Origin of the sequence: Providencia sp. PROV267, from assembly GCF_028477825.1 — a bacterium.
Classification (GTDB): domain Bacteria; phylum Pseudomonadota; class Gammaproteobacteria; order Enterobacterales; family Enterobacteriaceae; genus Providencia; species Providencia stuartii.
Window position 1 is genome coordinate 93,148 of record NZ_JAMPLX010000023.1, and the last position, 17,657, is coordinate 110,804.

The following is a 17,657-nucleotide window of genomic DNA, read 5'->3' on the forward strand; positions in this document are numbered from 1 at the left end:
GTAAATATCCATAGAAAAACCCGCTGACGGATAGCGGGTTTTTTTATAGGTTAGCATTATAAATATGGCGCTTTTTATAGCTGATAGGCTACTTTCATTCCCTGTTCAATTGCTCTTCTTGCATCAAGCTCAGCAGCGACATCAGCGCCACCAATGACGTGAGCTTGAATCCCATGCTCTGCGAGAGGCTCTTTTAATGGGTGATATGGCTCTTGGCCTGCACAAAGAATGACATTATCGACGGGGAGGCAATGTATTTTATCTTGATAGCGAATATGCAAGCCATCATCATCAACTCGCATATATTCAACACCATTAAACATCTGCACGCCACGCTTCATGAGTGATAAACGATGAACCCAGCCTGTGGTTTTACCTAGCCCAGCGCCAACTTTACTATTTTTGCGTTGTAACAAATAGAGTTGGCGAGAAGAGGGGATAGGATGAGGAGATTGGCTCAATATTCCCCCGGTCGAGTTGATGCTGGTATCAATATTCCACTCTTGATTAAATAACGATATATTCAAGCTGCTGCTTGGGCCTTTTTGGCTTAAAAACTCAGCAATATCAAAGCCAATTCCCCCGGCACCAATGATAGCAGCCGAACGGCCTACCAAGCGCTTTCCAGTTAGTACATCAATATAGGAGAGTACCTTCTGGTGTTCACGCCCTTCTAGATTAATGGTTCTGGGCACAACCCCCGTTGCAATAACAACTTCATCGTAACCAATAAGGTCACGAATATGCGCTTGATGTTCAAGCTTGACTTCAATATTTAGAATTTCCAGTTGGCGGCAGAAATAGCGGATTGTTTCGTGGAACTCCTCTTTTCCGGGGATCTGTTTAGCCATATTAAATTGGCCACCAATTTGATTGGCTTTTTCAAATAAAGTCACTTTATGACCGCGTTTGGCTGCATAAATGGCACAAGAGAGTCCGGCAGGGCCTGCACCAACAATGGCTACTGTTTTTATTTGTGTCGCCTGTTCATCGGGATAATTCAATTCTTTTACGGCCCGAGGATTCACTAGGCAGGTAGCGAGCTTGCCATTAAAAATTTGATCAAGGCAGGCTTGATTGCAGCCAATGCAAGTATTGATTTCATCAGCACGATTTTCTTGTGCTTTCCGAACAAATGCTTCGTCGGCAAGGAATGGGCGAGCCATCGATACCATATCCGCTTGACCTGAACTAATGATCCGTTCGGCAACAAAGGGATCGTTGATCCTATTCGTTGTGATCAAAGGAATGGTGACTTTTCCCATTAATTTTTCTGTTACCCAGCTAAATGCATGACGTGGTACTTGTGTTGCAATAGTTGGGATCCTCGCTTCATGCCAACCAATACCTGTGTTGATCATTGTTGCGCCAGCTTGCTCAATCGCTTTCGCTAAATATTCAATTTCTTCCCAGTTGGAACCTTCCTCTACGAGATCTAACATTGAGAGGCGATAAATAATGATAAAGTTTTCACCCACTGCCTGACGGATTTTACTGACAATTTCGAGAGGGAAGCGGATCCTATTATCGTAACTTCCTCCCCATTCATCAGTTCTATGGTTTGTGCGCTTAGCGATAAATTGATTAATAAGGTAGCCTTCTGAGCCCATTATTTCGACGCCATCATAGCCTGCTTGCTGTGCGAGTTTTGCTGTGGTGACAAAATCATTAATCGTTTTATTAATTTGTTCTGTTGTGAGAGCGTTGGGGGTAAATGGAATGATCTCAGCTTGGATGGCACTAGGGGCAACAATATGAGGATGAAAACCATAACGACCCGCATGTAAGATCTGCAAAGCAATTTTACCGTCAGCGCTGTGTACTGCTTGGGTGATTTCTTGGTGAAAAGGCAACTGTTCCGGAGTATTGAGCACCGCGCCATGAGCGGTTAAGGCACCTTCTTTATTTGGTGCGATCCCTCCTGTAATTATTAAGCTAACACCATTTTCTGCGCGTAACCGATAAAAATGAGCCAAACGCTGGCTTCCTTCCGGATGTTCTTCAAGCCCCGTATGCATGGAACCCATTAAAATACGGTTTTTTAGTACTGTGTGCCCCAAATTCAGTGGGGTAAAAAGATGTGGAAAATTGCTCATATTTTTGCTCCCCTGCGGGATTTTATTAACAGGTCAGATGAGTTAACTCTAGCGCAATGATGGGGACAATAGAAAAATATGTTAAAAAAATGTGATATTTATCATATGATTTATTGGTAAATTGCAGGTAGTCTAGGTCGGCACAGACGATTTTATTTTTTTGTCATAATTGGCGTGTAAAACAGGGTGGCTATTAGGGAACTTAACCAGTAAAGCTATTTTACCATTGTACGAAAAAGGATGGTTACGATGAAAACGATTTGCGAGGCTATAGAACTTGAAGGGGGCTTTGTAAAACTGGAGCTGCTGTCCCACCAATATGACTCTGAATTTATGGAAATTATTCAACGAGATAGTTTACATAAACTATGGTATACCTCAGTACCTGAACCAGAAAACCTTGCTAAAGATGTTGAACGGCGTTTAAAGTTATATCAGCAACAAGAAATGCTACCTTTTGCAGTGATGAATAAAAAATCAGGTAAAGCTGTTGGGATGACCGCCTACAATAAAATTGACCAAGAGACTCGTCGAGTTGAAATTGGTGCAACCTGGTATAGTCGAGAAGTTCAACGAACTGCAATTAATACAGAAGCGAAATTCTTGTTACTCCAACACGCGTTTGAAACCTTATCTTGCGTTGCCGTGGAATTTAGAACTCATTTTTTAAATCAGCAAAGTCGAAGGGCGATAGAGAGACTGGGCGCTAAACTTGACGGGGTACTAAGAAGTCATATGTATACTCGTACTGGTGAATTACGGGATACCTGCGTATACAGTATTATTGCGTCAGAGTGGCCATCGATAAAACACCATCTACAGTGGCAATTGGAGAAACCTCGCTAGTAGCCATTCGCTGAGTTTATAAAAAATAAGTCTCTGTGATTAATCAATAAGAGAGGTTGGTTAATCGGTGCTGTTTTCTGTTTAAGAAATAGTCATTATCAATTAAATCGTTTGATTTTTATATAGTTAGACTAATTTTTTTGATTTTTTATGCATAGCATTTGGTTGTTATCAGTGCTGAGTTGTAAAAATACTTGTTTAAAAGGCAGAGGGAAGAGGGATAAATGCGGCTCTTTGAACAAGAGTTATCATTTTGAGTAATGATATCTTGCTGAATGATAAAGCAGAAAATGGAATTGCGTAGAAAATCACCATACAGTTTTGAAAGACTAGACCTGAGAGAAAACAGCACGTATAATCGCTTCCACTTTGGCCCCTTAGCTCAGTTGGTTAGAGCAGTCGACTCATAATCGATTGGTCGCTGGTTCAAGTCCAGCAGGGGCCACCAAATTTATCAAGGAGTTAGATGTTAATCATCTAACTCCTTTTTGTTTTTAGCTGATTTTGGGTCAGGTAATGGGTCAGGTAAGGTTTTGGGTCAGATAACTACAGATTTAGACTTCTAGCTTAATCTTATTCAAATAAGTAAATTTTCGATTTAATGATTGAGCTAAATGTAGTGATTAAAGGAGAGGTGAATAAAATAATACTCACCTATTACAATAGTTACATCAATACTTCACACATTCAAATATCCCCAATGTGGACCTTATAGTGATTGGCGATGATGACTGTAAAACCGAATACTAGCACTAAGCTAATGATGAAAAAAATTCGTTCAACACCTAAACGAATATGATTAATTGAATTCATTTTTACCTCTTTTTATTACAATTTTTTTGTGGTTAAAATTTAACCGCGGTTGTTTTTTTGTTTAATCAATAAAATAGCCAACATCAAAAAGGCATGTTGGCTAGGTAAGTTGAGGGTAATCTATAAGGCTGAATGCCAGAGATTAGAATCGGTAAGTCAAACCAAGCATGATGTCATTGGCCTTCACTTTGATTTTTGAGGTGTTTTCCCCATCGCCTACCGCTGTCGTGATGTCGGCTTTTCCAGCATCTAAATAGCGATAACTTAGACCCATATCCCAATCGTCATTGATGGCATAGTTCACCCCCACACCGACACTCCAGGCAAAGTTATTGGCGGTATGCGTGTGAGTATCATGCAGAGAGAGTCCTGGAGTATAAGCATCAGCGCGGGTGGTTTTAAAATCCACGGCCGCATAGCCTAGCCCGACAGAGATATACGGCGTGAAATCTGAGCTATTTTTAATATCGTAGTACCCATTGACCATTAACGTATTGAGTTTGATTTGGTTTTTAATATCACGAGTTTGATGTACGCCATTACGCACACGGTCGCGGATGTTGTAGGTTGAATTCGCTTTATCACGCGCCATAAACTCCAATTCAGCGCGAACAGGGATATCAAACTGATTGGAAAAGTCATAACCCAACGCAAGTCCGCCGCCAAATACACCCGTACGATGGCTATCTCCATTTTTTGTACCATTATCACCGGCATCAGCATAGCCGCTGTAGACAAATTGCTGACCTGACATCTGCACAATGGATGCACCCATTTTCCCCGTGACATAAAGCCCCGTTTTACTGTCATCCGTGTTAGCGAATGCCGGTAATGAAATGCACCCCATTAGGGCGGGAACAATAAACGCTTTTTTCATGATTGATTTCCTTTTAATCAATATCACATTAAGTATGGTTGAATCGCGTTATGTCAGTGGAAGGCATGAAAGATTTGACTCAATCACCTTAATATCACTGACATAAAGATAATTTAGCGTGAGACAGTTTAACTTAATCGATCTGTTTTACCTATCAATAATTAAAATACGATCGGTAATATCGATCATATCTGTCAATAAACTGTTATCGATCGGCATAATCGATCAACTGTTGTTTCGGTTCTTAAATAAGAAAAAGAGTTGATGAGAAAGTGAGTCAAAATAGAAGGGAATAAAATGATGTTGAAAGAATGCTCTCCTTTATTGAATAGGTTGGTATGCTCGATATTATCAAATACCAAAATACGGGATAAGTCTTTATGTTAACCCTAACGCTTTATAAACAACGTCGTTTACCCATATTGTCGATATGAAAACCGAACTCCGTTAAGACCCAATGGTTTGATGTATTCCATCGAATCCAGTCTTTTTTCTCCAGCGAATCGAGCGTGAAAATCTGACGTTGCGTAACCGATTGAAACGACTTAATCGCAAGACGTTAGGGTATTCAAAATCATCTGGCATGCATGACAAGATCATTGGGACTTTCATTGAGCGAGCGTATTACGTTTGAAATGCCATCAACCCTTTGGATACGTGACCCATTTTTTATAAAAATACTAATCAAAGTGGAAGTAGGCTTAATTTATCCATCCAATATAGGATAAACTCAAAGTGATCAGTACTTATTCAATTCAATGTCACACACATGACACACGCATAAGGGCCATCTCTGTCTTGGCGACGTTCAACGTAAACAGCTAACACGCCACGACAATCTGGCACCTCCTTACCAATATAATGCTCGCTATTACCAACCCATTTATACTTTCCCCCACAATAACGAGCAAGGCGAGAGCCTAAATGTTGCTGATGGATCTTCATTGCTGCGGATTTACGGATGATATTCATGGTTCACCTCATACTAAGCCATGCTCAGCGAAAGAGAAGATTTGCTGACCACCGATGATCAGATGGTCAAGTACTCGAACTTCAATTAGCTGCAATGCTTTTATTAATTGTTGCGTGATAGATTTATCCGCTTGGCTTGGCGTGATATCGCCTGACGGATGGTTGTGTGCAAAGATAACGGCAGCAGCATTAAAATGCAGTGCTCGTTTGACGACTTCACGAGGATAAACCTGTGTGCTGCTAATCGAGCCAGCAAACAGGGTTTCACTGCTTATCAACTGATTTTGTTGATTCAAGTAGAGCACAATAAACGCTTCACGCTCTAATGCTGACATTTTTAGCCGTAACCAATCCCTCACATTTTGCGTTGATGTAAAAGCAATACCCGGTTCACGCAGATACTTATCCAGTATGGTCAACGCACGTTTGATAGTACGTTGTTCATTAGGAAGCAGTGTTAAGGTATTCGTATAAGTATTGATACTCTCCATTGTTAATATCTCCATCATTACGAGGCTAGTTGAAGCATATTTTCAGCCATCACCCACAAGGCTCGGTTAAGCTTCACATCACCATCAATCCCATTCACTGAACGCGTGCGAGCGCGTTTACCTTTCGCATTTCTGCCTGATAATCCCCCTTTAATTAAATTTTCTTGCAAACGTTGGTACACCGTCCAAAGATCGTCCTTCTTATCTTCTACACGGCGTGGCTGTAATACTTGCGCTTCAGTGATCGGCTGATGCGCTTCACCATAACGATATGTGAGAGCAGATTGAGCAAAGATGTGTTGGGCTGGTGGCGGTAATAATAGGGACTGCATGGCATCACGTTGCTCATCCATGCGTTCAAATAGCCCTAACACTTCATAAGCTCCTTCAATCACTTTTTCCACCACATCACCTTTATGCGGTACACGCACCTCACCAAAGGTTTGTCCGCAAATTAAGCCATTCTGACAAACGAATCGGAACATCCCCGGTAACATCTGATAACTCGATGAGCCATCATGACTATTGAGTAAGATGATTTCAGGCACTAGGCTGCCCGTAATTTGGTCATGGCGTCTCAGCCGTAACAGATGCTTAGTATGATCACGACGGCTGTCATCTCGTACACGCGTTTGGCATGCAAAGAATGGATAGAAGCCTTCTTTTTGAAGACTATCCAATAAGGTAATCGTAGGGATGTAAGTATAACGTTCACTTCTGGATTCGTGTTTTTCTTCTGAAAACACACTGGGTACTGTGCGAAATAACTCTTCGGTAGTTAGCGGGCGGTCACGACGAATAGAGCAAGCATTGCCAAAACGGGAAGCTAAACGAGACATAGGGGTTCTCCTCAATAATTAAACTGATAAATAATTCGATAAATGAATTAAATGAAGATTGCTGGTGGGGGAAAGATAAAACCGTGACTGATAAATCAGTCTATAAGGTGAAAGATTTGAGCTTGCTCCGGATGCTGTATAGCGTAATCACGCAACAGGTAAAAATATTCCACCAGCACAGGGCTTTCGGTTTTAAATGACCAGATGCTATACACCAGTAAACAGACAGCAATACCAGCTGCCTCCGGGCTTAACTCAGCTTCATTTCCGTTATGCGGGTTAAACATTTGCAGGGAGGTTTCGAGCATATCAGGCCAGATAAATGCGCCGCCATTAGACAGCATACTGAACTCCCAGAAAGCACCTTGATAGACCTCACACATCTTATCCATCATGTTAAAGATATCGCCTTCAATACGTTGCCAGTCTGGCACAGTACCAAAGTAAAAACGCCAGAAGGTACTACGACCACGGGAATTGACGAGGTTGGTTTTGATAACCGTTGATTCTTGCTCTTGTAAGGTAAACATAATAGAACTCCAATTCAGTCGATATTGATAGACAGTAATAAGCAAAAAAGCCCTACACCTTGCGGTGCAGAGCTTTCTCGAAATGATGGGTATATTGAGTATCATTTTTAGTGACTCATTCTGATGATTGATTCACTAAAATAATATAGATATAAAAATAAATGTAAGTTAATTAATGGGTTAGTCTGATGATGCTTTTATAATGAATCAGATAATACGAAGGCGTAAATAAGGACGTGGTTAATCGATTAGATGGAAAATGGCGGAACGTTCTGGGTGTTGTGCCGCATAATCACGCAATTGATAAAAGCGATCGACGAGGATGTCACTTTCCGTTTGAAATGACCATAAACTGTACATCATCAAACACACGGCAATGCCTGCCGCTTCACACTTAACGTTCGCTTCATTGCCGTTATGCGGGTTGAACAGCGTAAGCTCTTCTTGATTTAAATCGGGATAAATAAAAGCGCCGCCATTAGATAAAGTGCAATATTCCCAATACCCACCCTGATAGTCATCACAAAACTGTCCCATAGTGGTAAAGATGACCACTTCAAAGGTGCTCCAGCCTTTCACGCTCCCGAAGTGGTTGATCCAAAAATCCAGGCGTTGCTCATCGGGAACGAGTGTCATTGTAATTGCACATTCAGTTGAATTATTCATCAGTTGATACTCCAAGAAAAAGAAATAAAAAAGCGCCAGTTCTTAACGGGACTGGCGCTGAGAGTGATAATTAATGGTTTAATGTAAGAGGTTAAAAGAACATTCTCCACAGGGATTTAGCGACGGAGACGATACTGTTTTTAACGGTGTTAACCGTACTTCTTATCAATGGCGGCAAGGGAATGATATTGATTAAGGTATCCACAATATCACTGACACATTGCCCAAAATCGTTACGTGCGGTGTTCTCCACCGATTGCGTCCGGTAAGAGGTGTTCAGTTGCCTAGCTACTCCGCTACTGGCTTGCGCCGGTAACGCCTGTATGAGTTGCTCTGCTAATTCAGCGAGTTGATAGTTTTCGACCGCAGAAACTGTTATCACTGGATGATGTGGCTTAAAGGCGGTTATGACGGCTTGTTGCTTTAATTTTAAGTTATAGGTCTGCTCTGAGGATGGTTGATGCTTGTATTCATCCCACTGGCGACAAGGCTCTATTTTATCGGCTTGATTCAAGACAAATAGAAATTGACTAGGTTGGTAACCGCATTTCTTCGTGAGAAAGCGATAGCACTGTTCATCAGAAGACCATGCTCGGTCATCGGCCTTGAGTACCCAAATGATTAAATCCAGTTCTGGTAATAAGTTGCGATAGAGCTGGTGGTACTCTTTATCCCGCTCAAGGTTTTCCCCCACACCGGGTAAATCTACAAAAGTGAGAGTATGGTTGTTCATCGTCATGCTGAAGCGTTGGGCTTGGCGTGTGCAGCCGGAGACATCACTCACAGGCGATAGTTGGGATTGGAACAGCGCATTTAGCAGACTGGATTTTCCAGCCCCTGTTTTCCCCATTAGACCAATGGTGGGGGAATAGTTGATTAGGTGATTGAGTTGGTTGAAAAAAGAGGTTTGGAATGAAGTCGGTAGAGTCGATAGGAGGGTTTTAAAGTGAGCGTTGTGATGCATATTACTCCTTGAAATAAAAGAAAATGATAGCTATTCAAGGAGATAATATATATCTGAGATTTTTTGTAATACTGAGTTGCCCTTATTGAGTCTCATTACGCTGAAAATGATGATGAGCCAGATAGTGATTGGACTCAAAATGTTGTAAAACATAACGCCCAAGATCATCCTAATGCGTTTTTTACTAAAATTACTAAAGCTGTGTTAGGGCTATATAGTGAAGATGAACTATCAGAAGATACACGCTCTAATTTCTGGGAGCATGTGGCGTTTTACAACTACGTACAGGGCATTGTTGGGGAGTCAGGACGAATTAGGCCAACGAATGAAATGTGGGAAGAAGCAGAAAAGCTGTTTTTAGCCGTTATAGAATCATTGAAGCCCGATGTAGTTATAGTATTAGGCTCTATGTTAGGTGAATAGGTTCCTGCGTTAAATGATAATGTTAAAGTAGCCTATTTGTATCACCCATCAAGTGGTTATTTTAATTATGAAGGCGCAATACCAACCATTAAGAAAGTAATGGACGATGCTAAACGAGAAAGCAATTCTTAACGTTTTTCTAATGCCAAAACCTTAAGAAATCCTAAGATCATTACCGGTGAGATGTTAACAATTGTAAACGTTTTGATACTAACATTTGCTAACGTATTTCAGTCAATAACTCCTCACGAAACCTCACGCTTTTGAAACTGTAATTACTAGCCAACAATCGTCACCAGAATGGCTGAGCTGGACAGAGAACGCCTGCTCAAATGGATAATTGCATGGTGTGGTCTTTCAACTGCCTGGTGTCGGAAGACATTAATTATAAATAGTTCGTTACATGTAACTGTAGCTAACCTTATGTTTTATATAACTTTGTTTAAGGTTACACTTTTGGATGTTTTTAACTATCTCAAAAGTAACCTTAATTTGAAATTATTACCATTAAATTCAGGCAATTAGCTGTATATTAGTTGCGTTACATTGTTATTGTCCGCACGAGCATTGCTCAGAGCCATGTTTTTTCGTATTAACGTAGCATTTTGTGATTGAACTTTAGCGAGCATAGCTTTCAATTCTGCCACCTCAGACCGCAACTCTCGATTGCGGTCTTTGTATTTATTAAGTTCAGTTTGTTTGGCATCACGTTGCTGTCGAATGTCTTTGTTTACACCGCCTTTAATACGCTCTAATAGTTCAGGGCAATCACGGTGAATCAATGCTCGACTTACACCTGCTTCTTCGGCAACGGCAGCGACACTCATTTTACGTTTATGAGAAACAGTATTTGGACGACCTTTTTCGATTCGAACAATGGCAAGTCGAACCGCTTTATGTGTCGCTTTTTCTTTCTGGTTAGACATTTATCACCTCGATATCCTTTCTCTCGTTAATCTCTTGCTTCATAGCTTCAACATCAATACCCAATGCCACTAGAACCTTTTCACAGCGTTCCATGCCTTTTTTTACCGCCGCTCTACCAGCTTCACCAATATCATCCAATTGCATCAGTTTCATTTGCTGCACTAGCATTCCCTCCCAATAAGGCAGGTGTCGCTTATCTACAATGCCGCTTTCACAGCTATCAGGCTTACCACACTTACACTCATCATCATTGGTGCACCACCCAATACCTGTTGAGCGAATTGGTATGGAGCTAGAGTATGCCTTTGCCATAGCACTAAGAGAGCCAAAAGATTTAATTAACTCTTTATCCTCACGGACCTTCATGATGTTTTGAGCTATGTCGCCACCAGTGATAGGCGTGTCTAGTTCAAACCAATCTTGCTTAATTTCTTCTTCAACCAGATATTTCTCTCGAAGCATTTCTTCAAACAATTCAGCATCCAAAGCATCATTAAAGGCATACAAAGTGGTCATGGTAATTGACCAATGTTTAAAGTGATCTTTTAATGCTCTCAAGTCACCTAATTCAGAGTGAACCGCATAATTAGCAAAGGTACGTCTGAATTGGTGCGCTGATAGGTTCCAATTACTCCCTATCTGTTCACATAAGTTTGGCAACCTAGCGTTAGTCATTGCCACCCCTGACAATAGGTAAATTGCGTTTCCTTTTCCCAGGTTTTTCGATAGGCAGATGTGGTTTGATATTTCCTCAAGTCGATGTGCTTCCACATGATCGTTGCTTGCTTTCGCTTTTAGTAAATCACACTCAAGTTGATCTTGAAGTGGAGCGCTCAAACGGCCAAGAATATCAATCGCTTCCGTGGCTATCCTTGGCGCAATCCACTCAGCTAACCCTGTATGTGTTTTCTCAGAGACAGTTTCGATGTGGTAGTAAGTGGTGTCACCTTTCGTTTCAGAGCGATACGCATCACGCTTAATGCCTAATATTTCATGGATACGCATACCCGTTGTGAGTAACAGCCAGAAGATACAGCTATCTCGCAGTAGCAATGTTTCTCTCTTTTTTGACGATTTCAGAATTTCATCAGCTTTATCTAGGTATGATTTAGTAAACTGGCACAGCGGAATTAGCACTTTATTTGGAATAATGGGGGTCTTACCTTTGGTAATGGCTTCCCGATACGCTTCACCAACATACCCTGCTTGCTCATTAGCGGTTGATTGAGGCCAAGGATGCTCTTTGACAAAATCAAACTCTTTGCAGTGGTAATAAAGGTCTTCTAGAATGCGGAATCTATCCACCTTGGTGACTGCTGTCAGTGGTTTAGTCTCGCCTTTTCGTTTTGAGTGCAGGGTATTTACATGCCTAACGTAGGCATTTGAGGTAAAAGCTGTCAGCCCATGTGTAACTGTAGTATCTGAACTTAAAACCCACTGAAAATAACTTTTCAACTTGTCCAATGTTTTCACAAGAGTATTAAGAGCTAACCCCTTTTTGAATTTGCTCCAGATTACCCACTTTGCCATGCGCTTCATTTGAGTATCATCAATCGTAGAAAAAGTAAGGTTTAATGCACTTGCTATAGTTGCTTTCGTACCTTTACTAGCAGGAAACACCCATACATCTTCCTCAAATCGAGATAGCGTTTGGTATTCACCATTGGCGAGTTTAATGTAGGTCACGATACCCGTTAGAGAGCCATCAATGACTTGCTCAAGCGCACTGGTGCTTGGCTTTGGACATTGCTGAATTGCAAACTCAGCTTGTGTGAGTATTAACTCAATTGAACTCATTGCGTCACCTTCAACATATCAAGGTTTTGCCAGTACGGATGTGGATTAGATCTTGCCCGTTCTTTTTCAGTCTCTACACGCTGTAGCTGGCCAAGCTTAGCAAATTCAGGGACAACTTCTTCATCTACGATTCTTAGAACATTTTTTAAATGACGCTTCCAGTCTTTACGACCAAACTCGTCACGGCTTCGAATAATCGCCCAATAAAAACTAAAGAGTTTATACAAATCATCACCTGTAATAACGAAGCTTTTACAGCGGAAGCAGCCTAAAAAGTCATTACAGAACGAGCCATTTTTCGGTGCTTTATCGCCATTCTTAGGGTCTTTACAATGCCCTACAGGGACGCTTGGCTCTGCGCACGTTAGCTCTTTAACTCGTATCTCACCCATTAAGCCCAAGTTGCGCTTTGATTGCTCGGGAGCTTGCAGGTAGTGGTCAAGCGTTCCTGTCCCACTGTGTTTGGCTTGCCGCGCAGCAATTAACAAACTCTCACCACTCAGCTCATAAATACCATTGATGAACGTCTTGCGAAAACGGCTTACATTAAGTTTCATCGTTCGACAATCTTCATCTCTTAAGTCGTACTCTTTGATGAATTTTTTGATGTTATATCTAAGCAGCCTTTCTGCTAGAGAGGAGGCCGTACCTCTCTCGGCACCTATGTGGGCAACTCTAGACTCATAGACAAATAACAAGTCGGAATCGATAGACTTTCTCACTTGGCTATTACGCTCAATGATAGCCTCAATAAGATAAGCCACATCAAGCTTTATTCCTTGCACTACTTCAAGTTCCTGTGATTTTCGTAAATTGTGCAATTGCGTGGAGTTGCCTCTTTTTTTGAATACGGTTAAGAGCTTGCGGCAATCTTTAAGTGGGTGGTCGGTCAATGAGTCGGTAGTCATATTGAGAAGCGGAGATGTGTTGATGCCTGTCTGAATCGCCACAGCTAACAAACACAGTGTTAACTGATAACCTGTTAGTGGTTCGGTCTTTTGATAAATCGGCTTAATTGCTTGTTTTAGCGCAACCACCACCTGCCTTTTTTCATGGGGAGTCAGTGGTTTCTCGCCCTTTGCACGTTTACTTGAATTTGGAAATGGGCTCTTAGGAAAGAAATCACTGTTTAGGTTTATGTCATCAATGACTGACCAATAGCCCTTGTCCCTCATGTGTATCAGCATTGACTTGAGATGAGTGTAGTAACCTTTTAGGGTGTTATACCCTAACTCACAACCTCTAAGGTGCAGTAAATATTGCTCGATCAACTCTGGCGTAATGTCATCTTGTGTTAAGTCCTCACCCGCTGAATACCTAAATAATGTAAGGTATTCAGCGAAATGGAAAAAACCATTTTTAAAATAACCTTTTTGAGTTTCCTCGCTAAGAGCATCGGTATTTTTCAGCAGAGCTTTTGCGGTGTAGTACACTCGATTTGTAATGTCGTCATAACCTTTGCCATAGAAACGAGTAAAATTGACGTTAGAACCATTGCCACCTTTTGAACCGATATTCGGGTAATTCACTACAGGGTTGATTGGTCGGACTATTTCTCGATTTTGAGCAGTGTCAGTTGTTGACTCTACTGCCGATGTTTTCTTTAGCTTGTCTTTGTTAATAGACAGTTTTTTTCTTTGTCTCGCCATATTTCACCTACACAATCGCATCAATCTGTTGTTGATACTCAATCGACAAGTCATCGACCAAATCATTAACCAAATGTAAATATTTCATCGTGGTTGTGATACTTGAATGTCCAAGCCGAGCTTGTAGGTACATCAACGGTTCAAATTTACTGCTTTTATGCTCTAACATTCCTTTCAGCATGTGCGTTGCATAAGTATGCCTTAACATATGCGGTGATACGTGAAAGGGTAATTTAAGCGACTTGAGAGCCTTACCAAAAGCAGAACCTTGAGAAGCCCACCCTTGACCATCAGGCGTTAAAAACAAGCAATTTGACTCCACTTCCGACTCTTGTTGCTTCTGAAAACGAGCCTCATTGACATAACGCCACAAGTCCTCCATCAATCGTGTCGGGATGTGTATTTTGCGCTCTTTCTCACCTTTGGTTCGTGAAATATTGACCTCATAGTAAGCTCTGTTTCCAGTAGGCTTTCTTATTATATTCAAGGGAAACAGCAACAGTTCTTTTCGTCTAATTCCTGTCTGTAGACATAAGCGAACCATCAGCTTTAAGGTTGAATTTTCAATCGCAGATAAAAGATCTCGCACTTCAATTACCGATAAAAATTGAGCTTTTTTCTCAAAGGTTTTCATCATCAAATCAGAGCTGTATTTCTTACCACCATTTCTTTCTGTATGAGCTAAAAACTGCTGGCCTTTATTCACTGAAACGGATTCTAGAGAGTAAGGTAATGACTTAAACCACTTACCGACGCCATAAGAATAGAAACGCACTATCGTTCTTAAATGCTGATTGGTTGAATTTACCGACATGCCAAACTCACCAACACAAAGGTCACGATAAGCACTGACTAACATTTCATCTTCACTGCTTTCTGAAATGTCTCGCCAATCCAAACTGTTCTGCTCACAGAATGTCAGGAATTGAGCTAGGTGATTGCCATACGTCCACCAAGTGTTCTCACTATTCACTCGACCTCGTTTTAAGCACTCATATACCAAGAACTGCAACGCCTCTACACAAAGCATTCCTGATTCAATCCCTAGATCTGAATTATCAGTCTCCCAAGTTAGCAAAGGGAAGTTAGGGTATTTGACGCTTTCTATCTCAAAGTCAGATGTGGATTTGATGCAGAGCATAACAACCTCGCTGAACTGTACATGCACACAGTCGGTATAAAGAGTGGTTCTATGCTTCGCTATGAGAATTGGAATTTTTTATGCGTACCGTGATATGTAACACGTTACGGGGCAGATCTGAGCTAGCCACATTGGCTAACTCGAAGATGGACATAAACGTGCTAGACCTGATACTTCAAAACGTCTCTGTAGGATTAGGAAAAGTATGTTGAATCTTGAAACCTTAAACTCTTGTAATGACCCTAATTCATGTATTCTCGCAAGTCTTGCATCCAATGCGAATCATTACTGGTTTCAACTCCTTCCCTTTGTAATAGCAAATTTTCTTTTAAGACCGCATCCGGATTCATTTCTATACCGTAATATCTGGTAGTTTCAGCAAAATCCCAGTTTCCATCAGCAAAATGTCTCGGTTGAAATGAATGACAAAATACTGATGCAACACTCTGATCACCAAATTCAAATTCAGATATGAGACTTGTTATTTTTTGGTCTCGTATAATCTCTATTTCTGGACCATGAAGAGTTTCGTAGCCAATATGAATAACTGTAGGGAAATCATTAGGAGCTTGCTTTACTGCCTTTGATAATAACTTTTTCACATCTTTGGCTTTCTTATCGATAGATGCATCCGCTATACATTGCCACCTTGCACAAAATACTTTACCAACCTTGTCTGCAAAAATGTTTATGACATCCCCTTCCTCTCCCACTTCAACTAAGTTTATTTCGCCAGCAATGGTGTAACTTCCATAAGGAACATACTCATCATCAAACAACTCATAGAATTGTGCTGATGGATACTTGACCATCCAGTTATCAAAGTGTTCTTCAACCCTTCTCATATCAATGTGTTTAGCACATACCTTGATTTCATCATTCTCGACACAGACCCCCTTACTGATAGCACCACATTGAGCCATATCCAAAAATGCTTTAGATAAAAGGTTAGGGTTTGTTTTTGCGACTTCTTGCTTAAAAGTCACTTCTATAAAAGTTGAATCTGGATAATGAAAAAAAGTAGGAACAAGTAAATTCCATCTTTTCAACCATTCATTTCGTTCATTTTCTGAATATTCAGTAACTTTACCCAACCGTTTACACTCAACGTAATATGTTTCGTCGCCTTTTTTTACTAGCAGATCAGGGGTTTTATGCGCTCGAGTCTCCGGAATAAACTCCACTTCCCAACCGTTTCTCACATAGCAAATAGCAACGACCATTTCGAATAATACTGAATCAGGTTGATTGATATTTTTGGTAAGCAGGTCTTGCAGCTTTCCTTCGATACCACTTATAGCCTCTAACTCTGTTCTATAGTCACCAATCATGGCAAAAAACGGGAAGACTCTTGATGATTGATTAGGTTCACTTACTTGGGGCTTATCAGTTACAGCTTCAGCCAAATACATGTACCACGAGATCCAATCCTCGTACATTGCTATCCTATTCTTACCCTTCTTGATGGCTTCGCCATCATTTTTCTTGTATATCGATTGGTTCATGTTTTGAAAGTATTGAACGACTTTCCCTTTCCTAACTGCCCACTCTTCTTGCCCAATAAACTCTACAAACCAATCAAAAGCTTGCTTAACACTTAAGCTAAATGGGTCTGTTTTATATGCCTCTAGTGTTGCATAGAAGTCTTTATAAATATCTTCATTCATTTAAAAATGCCTATCATTTGCTGTGGTTCATAAAGCCCTCTTGAATAGATTTGTTTAGCTCGCTGACTTACGTTTTTCGTCCCAAGTTTCAAGCACAAACATCGCTATTGTATGGGCAGAGTGAATTGCCAAACGAGCATGACGAGGCTTTAATTTATACATAACTCGACCCTCACCATGCGCTGAACTGGCATGTGTGCGAAACGCTCCAATACCGTCAACAATTGACAGGATGCCTGATAACACTCTTTTTAAGTCATTATCTTGAACCAATTTGGGGTCGAAACCTAAATCACCACGCACAACTTTCCAAACGTTTTGTAGATCTTGCTTTTGAGGTTGTTCTAATTGCTCGTCAGCAATATAGACCTTAAAGATGGATTCCAAAATGTTGCAAGCTGCTGACACTGATTCTCTAGGTTCAGAGTTTACATTTGCTAGCGCTCTTGTAAATTCAGTTTCAATTGAGGGAATATCTCTACCTTTAATTAAGTCAGACAAGGAGCGACTTGGAGCGGAACTACCATAAGATACAATACCGCCATTAATGTAAGTTAGATTGCACTGAGCAAAAATTGACTCAAGCTTATCTTTGAATTCCTTTTTATGATTTGTGACGTTAGTTCCCCACTGGAAGACATCTTCCTCTTCTTGCTTTGGTAACTCCATATACGTTTCAATCAACTTACCAAGGACTTTTAATGGTTCGTCTGATTCTTTGTTAATTCGTCTTAGCCACGCTTGAACTTTAACGGGCTTAGAACCTTCAGGTGGCTCCCCTGGGGCATCAGCATATAAGAAAAGGTTATCGAGTCTTGTATGAGTTTCGAGTGCAGATAAATTGTCTGATAAAACCGCGATTACGGGCGCAGGAATGTCTTTTCTCATATTGCCTCTTAATTAAAAGTTGATGATTGTAAGCTAGCGGTTTGCTAAGGTGTGAGCAACGTACCGAGCAA

The 17,657-nt window shown here is 40.9% G+C and carries 17 protein-coding genes, 1 tRNA gene and 1 pseudogene; 4 read left to right on the plus strand and 15 right to left on the minus strand.

What is annotated here, in order from left to right; translation table 11 throughout:
• Positions 1-74 precede the first annotated feature (74 nt).
• Entirely contained in the window at positions 75-2,096 is a 2,022-nt protein-coding gene (locus tag PR709_RS15450; protein ID WP_040132444.1) for an NADPH-dependent 2,4-dienoyl-CoA reductase, read from the minus strand.
• Between the two features lie 249 nt (positions 2,097-2,345).
• Between PR709_RS15450 and PR709_RS15455 the strand changes: the two genes are divergently transcribed.
• A complete protein-coding gene (locus PR709_RS15455) occupies positions 2,346-2,942 on the plus strand; it encodes a GNAT family N-acetyltransferase (protein ID WP_014657597.1) in 597 nt (198 codons plus the stop codon).
• A gap of 371 nt (positions 2,943-3,313) precedes the next feature.
• Positions 3,314-3,390 (plus strand) — tRNA-Ile (locus tag PR709_RS15460).
• Between the two features lie 239 nt (positions 3,391-3,629).
• Here the strand turns inward: PR709_RS15460 and PR709_RS15465 are convergent.
• Both PR709_RS15465 and PR709_RS15470 read right to left on the minus strand, forming a co-directional pair.
• Positions 3,630-3,755 carry a hypothetical protein gene (locus tag PR709_RS15465; RefSeq protein WP_255456454.1) on the minus strand — a complete coding sequence of 42 codons (126 nt, stop codon included), beginning with the start codon at positions 3,753-3,755 and terminating at the stop codon, positions 3,630-3,632.
• Between the two features lie 142 nt (positions 3,756-3,897).
• The gene (locus PR709_RS15470) at positions 3,898-4,632 is read right to left on the minus strand and encodes an outer membrane protein (RefSeq protein WP_272570975.1); all 735 of its coding nucleotides are present in this window, start codon (positions 4,630-4,632) and stop codon (positions 3,898-3,900) included.
• A 490-nt stretch (positions 4,633-5,122) separates the two neighbouring features.
• On the opposite strand from PR709_RS15470, the pseudogene PR709_RS15475 reads away from it, so the two are divergent.
• A pseudogene (locus tag PR709_RS15475) lies at positions 5,123-5,266 on the plus strand (IS1 family transposase); the annotation flags it as partial.
• Positions 5,267-5,382: 116 nt separating this feature from the next.
• Here the strand turns inward: PR709_RS15475 and PR709_RS15480 are convergent.
• The 6 genes from PR709_RS15480 to PR709_RS15505 all read right to left on the minus strand — a co-directional run bounded on the left by PR709_RS15480 (position 5,383) and on the right by PR709_RS15505 (position 9,094).
• The gene (locus PR709_RS15480; RefSeq protein ID WP_094963069.1) at positions 5,383-5,604 is read right to left on the minus strand and encodes a DUF987 family protein; all 222 of its coding nucleotides are present in this window, start codon (positions 5,602-5,604) and stop codon (positions 5,383-5,385) included.
• A gap of 8 nt (positions 5,605-5,612) precedes the next feature.
• Positions 5,613-6,095, minus strand: coding sequence for a JAB domain-containing protein (locus PR709_RS15485; RefSeq protein ID WP_014656726.1), 483 nt, complete (start codon positions 6,093-6,095; stop codon positions 5,613-5,615).
• A 17-nt stretch (positions 6,096-6,112) separates the two neighbouring features.
• Entirely contained in the window at positions 6,113-6,934 is an 822-nt protein-coding gene (locus tag PR709_RS15490) for a DUF932 domain-containing protein (protein ID WP_088499150.1), read from the minus strand.
• A 95-nt stretch (positions 6,935-7,029) separates the two neighbouring features.
• Entirely contained in the window at positions 7,030-7,464 is a 435-nt protein-coding gene (locus PR709_RS15495) for an antirestriction protein (RefSeq protein ID WP_169342140.1), read from the minus strand.
• Between the two features lie 240 nt (positions 7,465-7,704).
• Positions 7,705-8,130 carry an antirestriction protein gene (locus tag PR709_RS15500; protein ID WP_272570976.1) on the minus strand — a complete coding sequence of 142 codons (426 nt, stop codon included), beginning with the start codon at positions 8,128-8,130 and terminating at the stop codon, positions 7,705-7,707.
• 91 nt (positions 8,131-8,221) lie between these two features.
• Positions 8,222-9,094 (minus strand): GTPase family protein, encoded by an 873-nt coding sequence (locus PR709_RS15505; RefSeq protein WP_272570977.1) that lies wholly within the window; start codon positions 9,092-9,094, stop codon positions 8,222-8,224.
• A gap of 201 nt (positions 9,095-9,295) precedes the next feature.
• Here PR709_RS15505 and PR709_RS15510 point away from each other — a divergent pair, with 201 nt between their 5' ends.
• Complete coding sequence (locus PR709_RS15510; protein WP_210786622.1) at positions 9,296-9,517, plus strand: hypothetical protein; 222 nt, start codon at positions 9,296-9,298, stop codon at positions 9,515-9,517.
• Between the two features lie 521 nt (positions 9,518-10,038).
• On the opposite strand, the gene PR709_RS15520 is transcribed toward PR709_RS15510, so the two are convergent.
• The 6 genes from PR709_RS15520 to PR709_RS15545 all read right to left on the minus strand — a co-directional run bounded on the left by PR709_RS15520 (position 10,039) and on the right by PR709_RS15545 (position 17,586).
• Positions 10,039-10,443, minus strand: a complete 405-nt coding sequence (locus PR709_RS15520) for a hypothetical protein (protein ID WP_024592037.1) — start codon at positions 10,441-10,443, stop codon at positions 10,039-10,041.
• Positions 10,436-12,241, minus strand: a complete 1,806-nt coding sequence (locus PR709_RS15525) for a tyrosine-type recombinase/integrase (protein ID WP_024608498.1) — start codon at positions 12,239-12,241, stop codon at positions 10,436-10,438. The genes PR709_RS15520 and PR709_RS15525 overlap by 8 nt, the downstream gene beginning before the upstream one ends.
• Positions 12,238-13,890, minus strand: coding sequence for a phage integrase SAM-like domain-containing protein (locus PR709_RS15530; protein ID WP_067421879.1), 1,653 nt, complete (start codon positions 13,888-13,890; stop codon positions 12,238-12,240). Before PR709_RS15530 ends, PR709_RS15525 begins: the two co-directional genes overlap by 4 nt.
• A gap of 7 nt (positions 13,891-13,897) precedes the next feature.
• The gene (locus tag PR709_RS15535; RefSeq protein WP_047254917.1) at positions 13,898-15,031 is read right to left on the minus strand and encodes a tyrosine-type recombinase/integrase; all 1,134 of its coding nucleotides are present in this window, start codon (positions 15,029-15,031) and stop codon (positions 13,898-13,900) included.
• 242 nt (positions 15,032-15,273) lie between these two features.
• Positions 15,274-16,698, minus strand: a complete 1,425-nt coding sequence (locus tag PR709_RS15540) for a hypothetical protein (protein ID WP_154632371.1) — start codon at positions 16,696-16,698, stop codon at positions 15,274-15,276.
• A 54-nt stretch (positions 16,699-16,752) separates the two neighbouring features.
• On the minus strand, positions 16,753-17,586 hold the full coding sequence (locus PR709_RS15545; RefSeq protein ID WP_047254847.1) for an abortive infection family protein: 834 nt from the start codon (positions 17,584-17,586) through the stop codon (positions 16,753-16,755).
• Between the last annotated feature and the right edge of the window lie 71 nt (positions 17,587-17,657).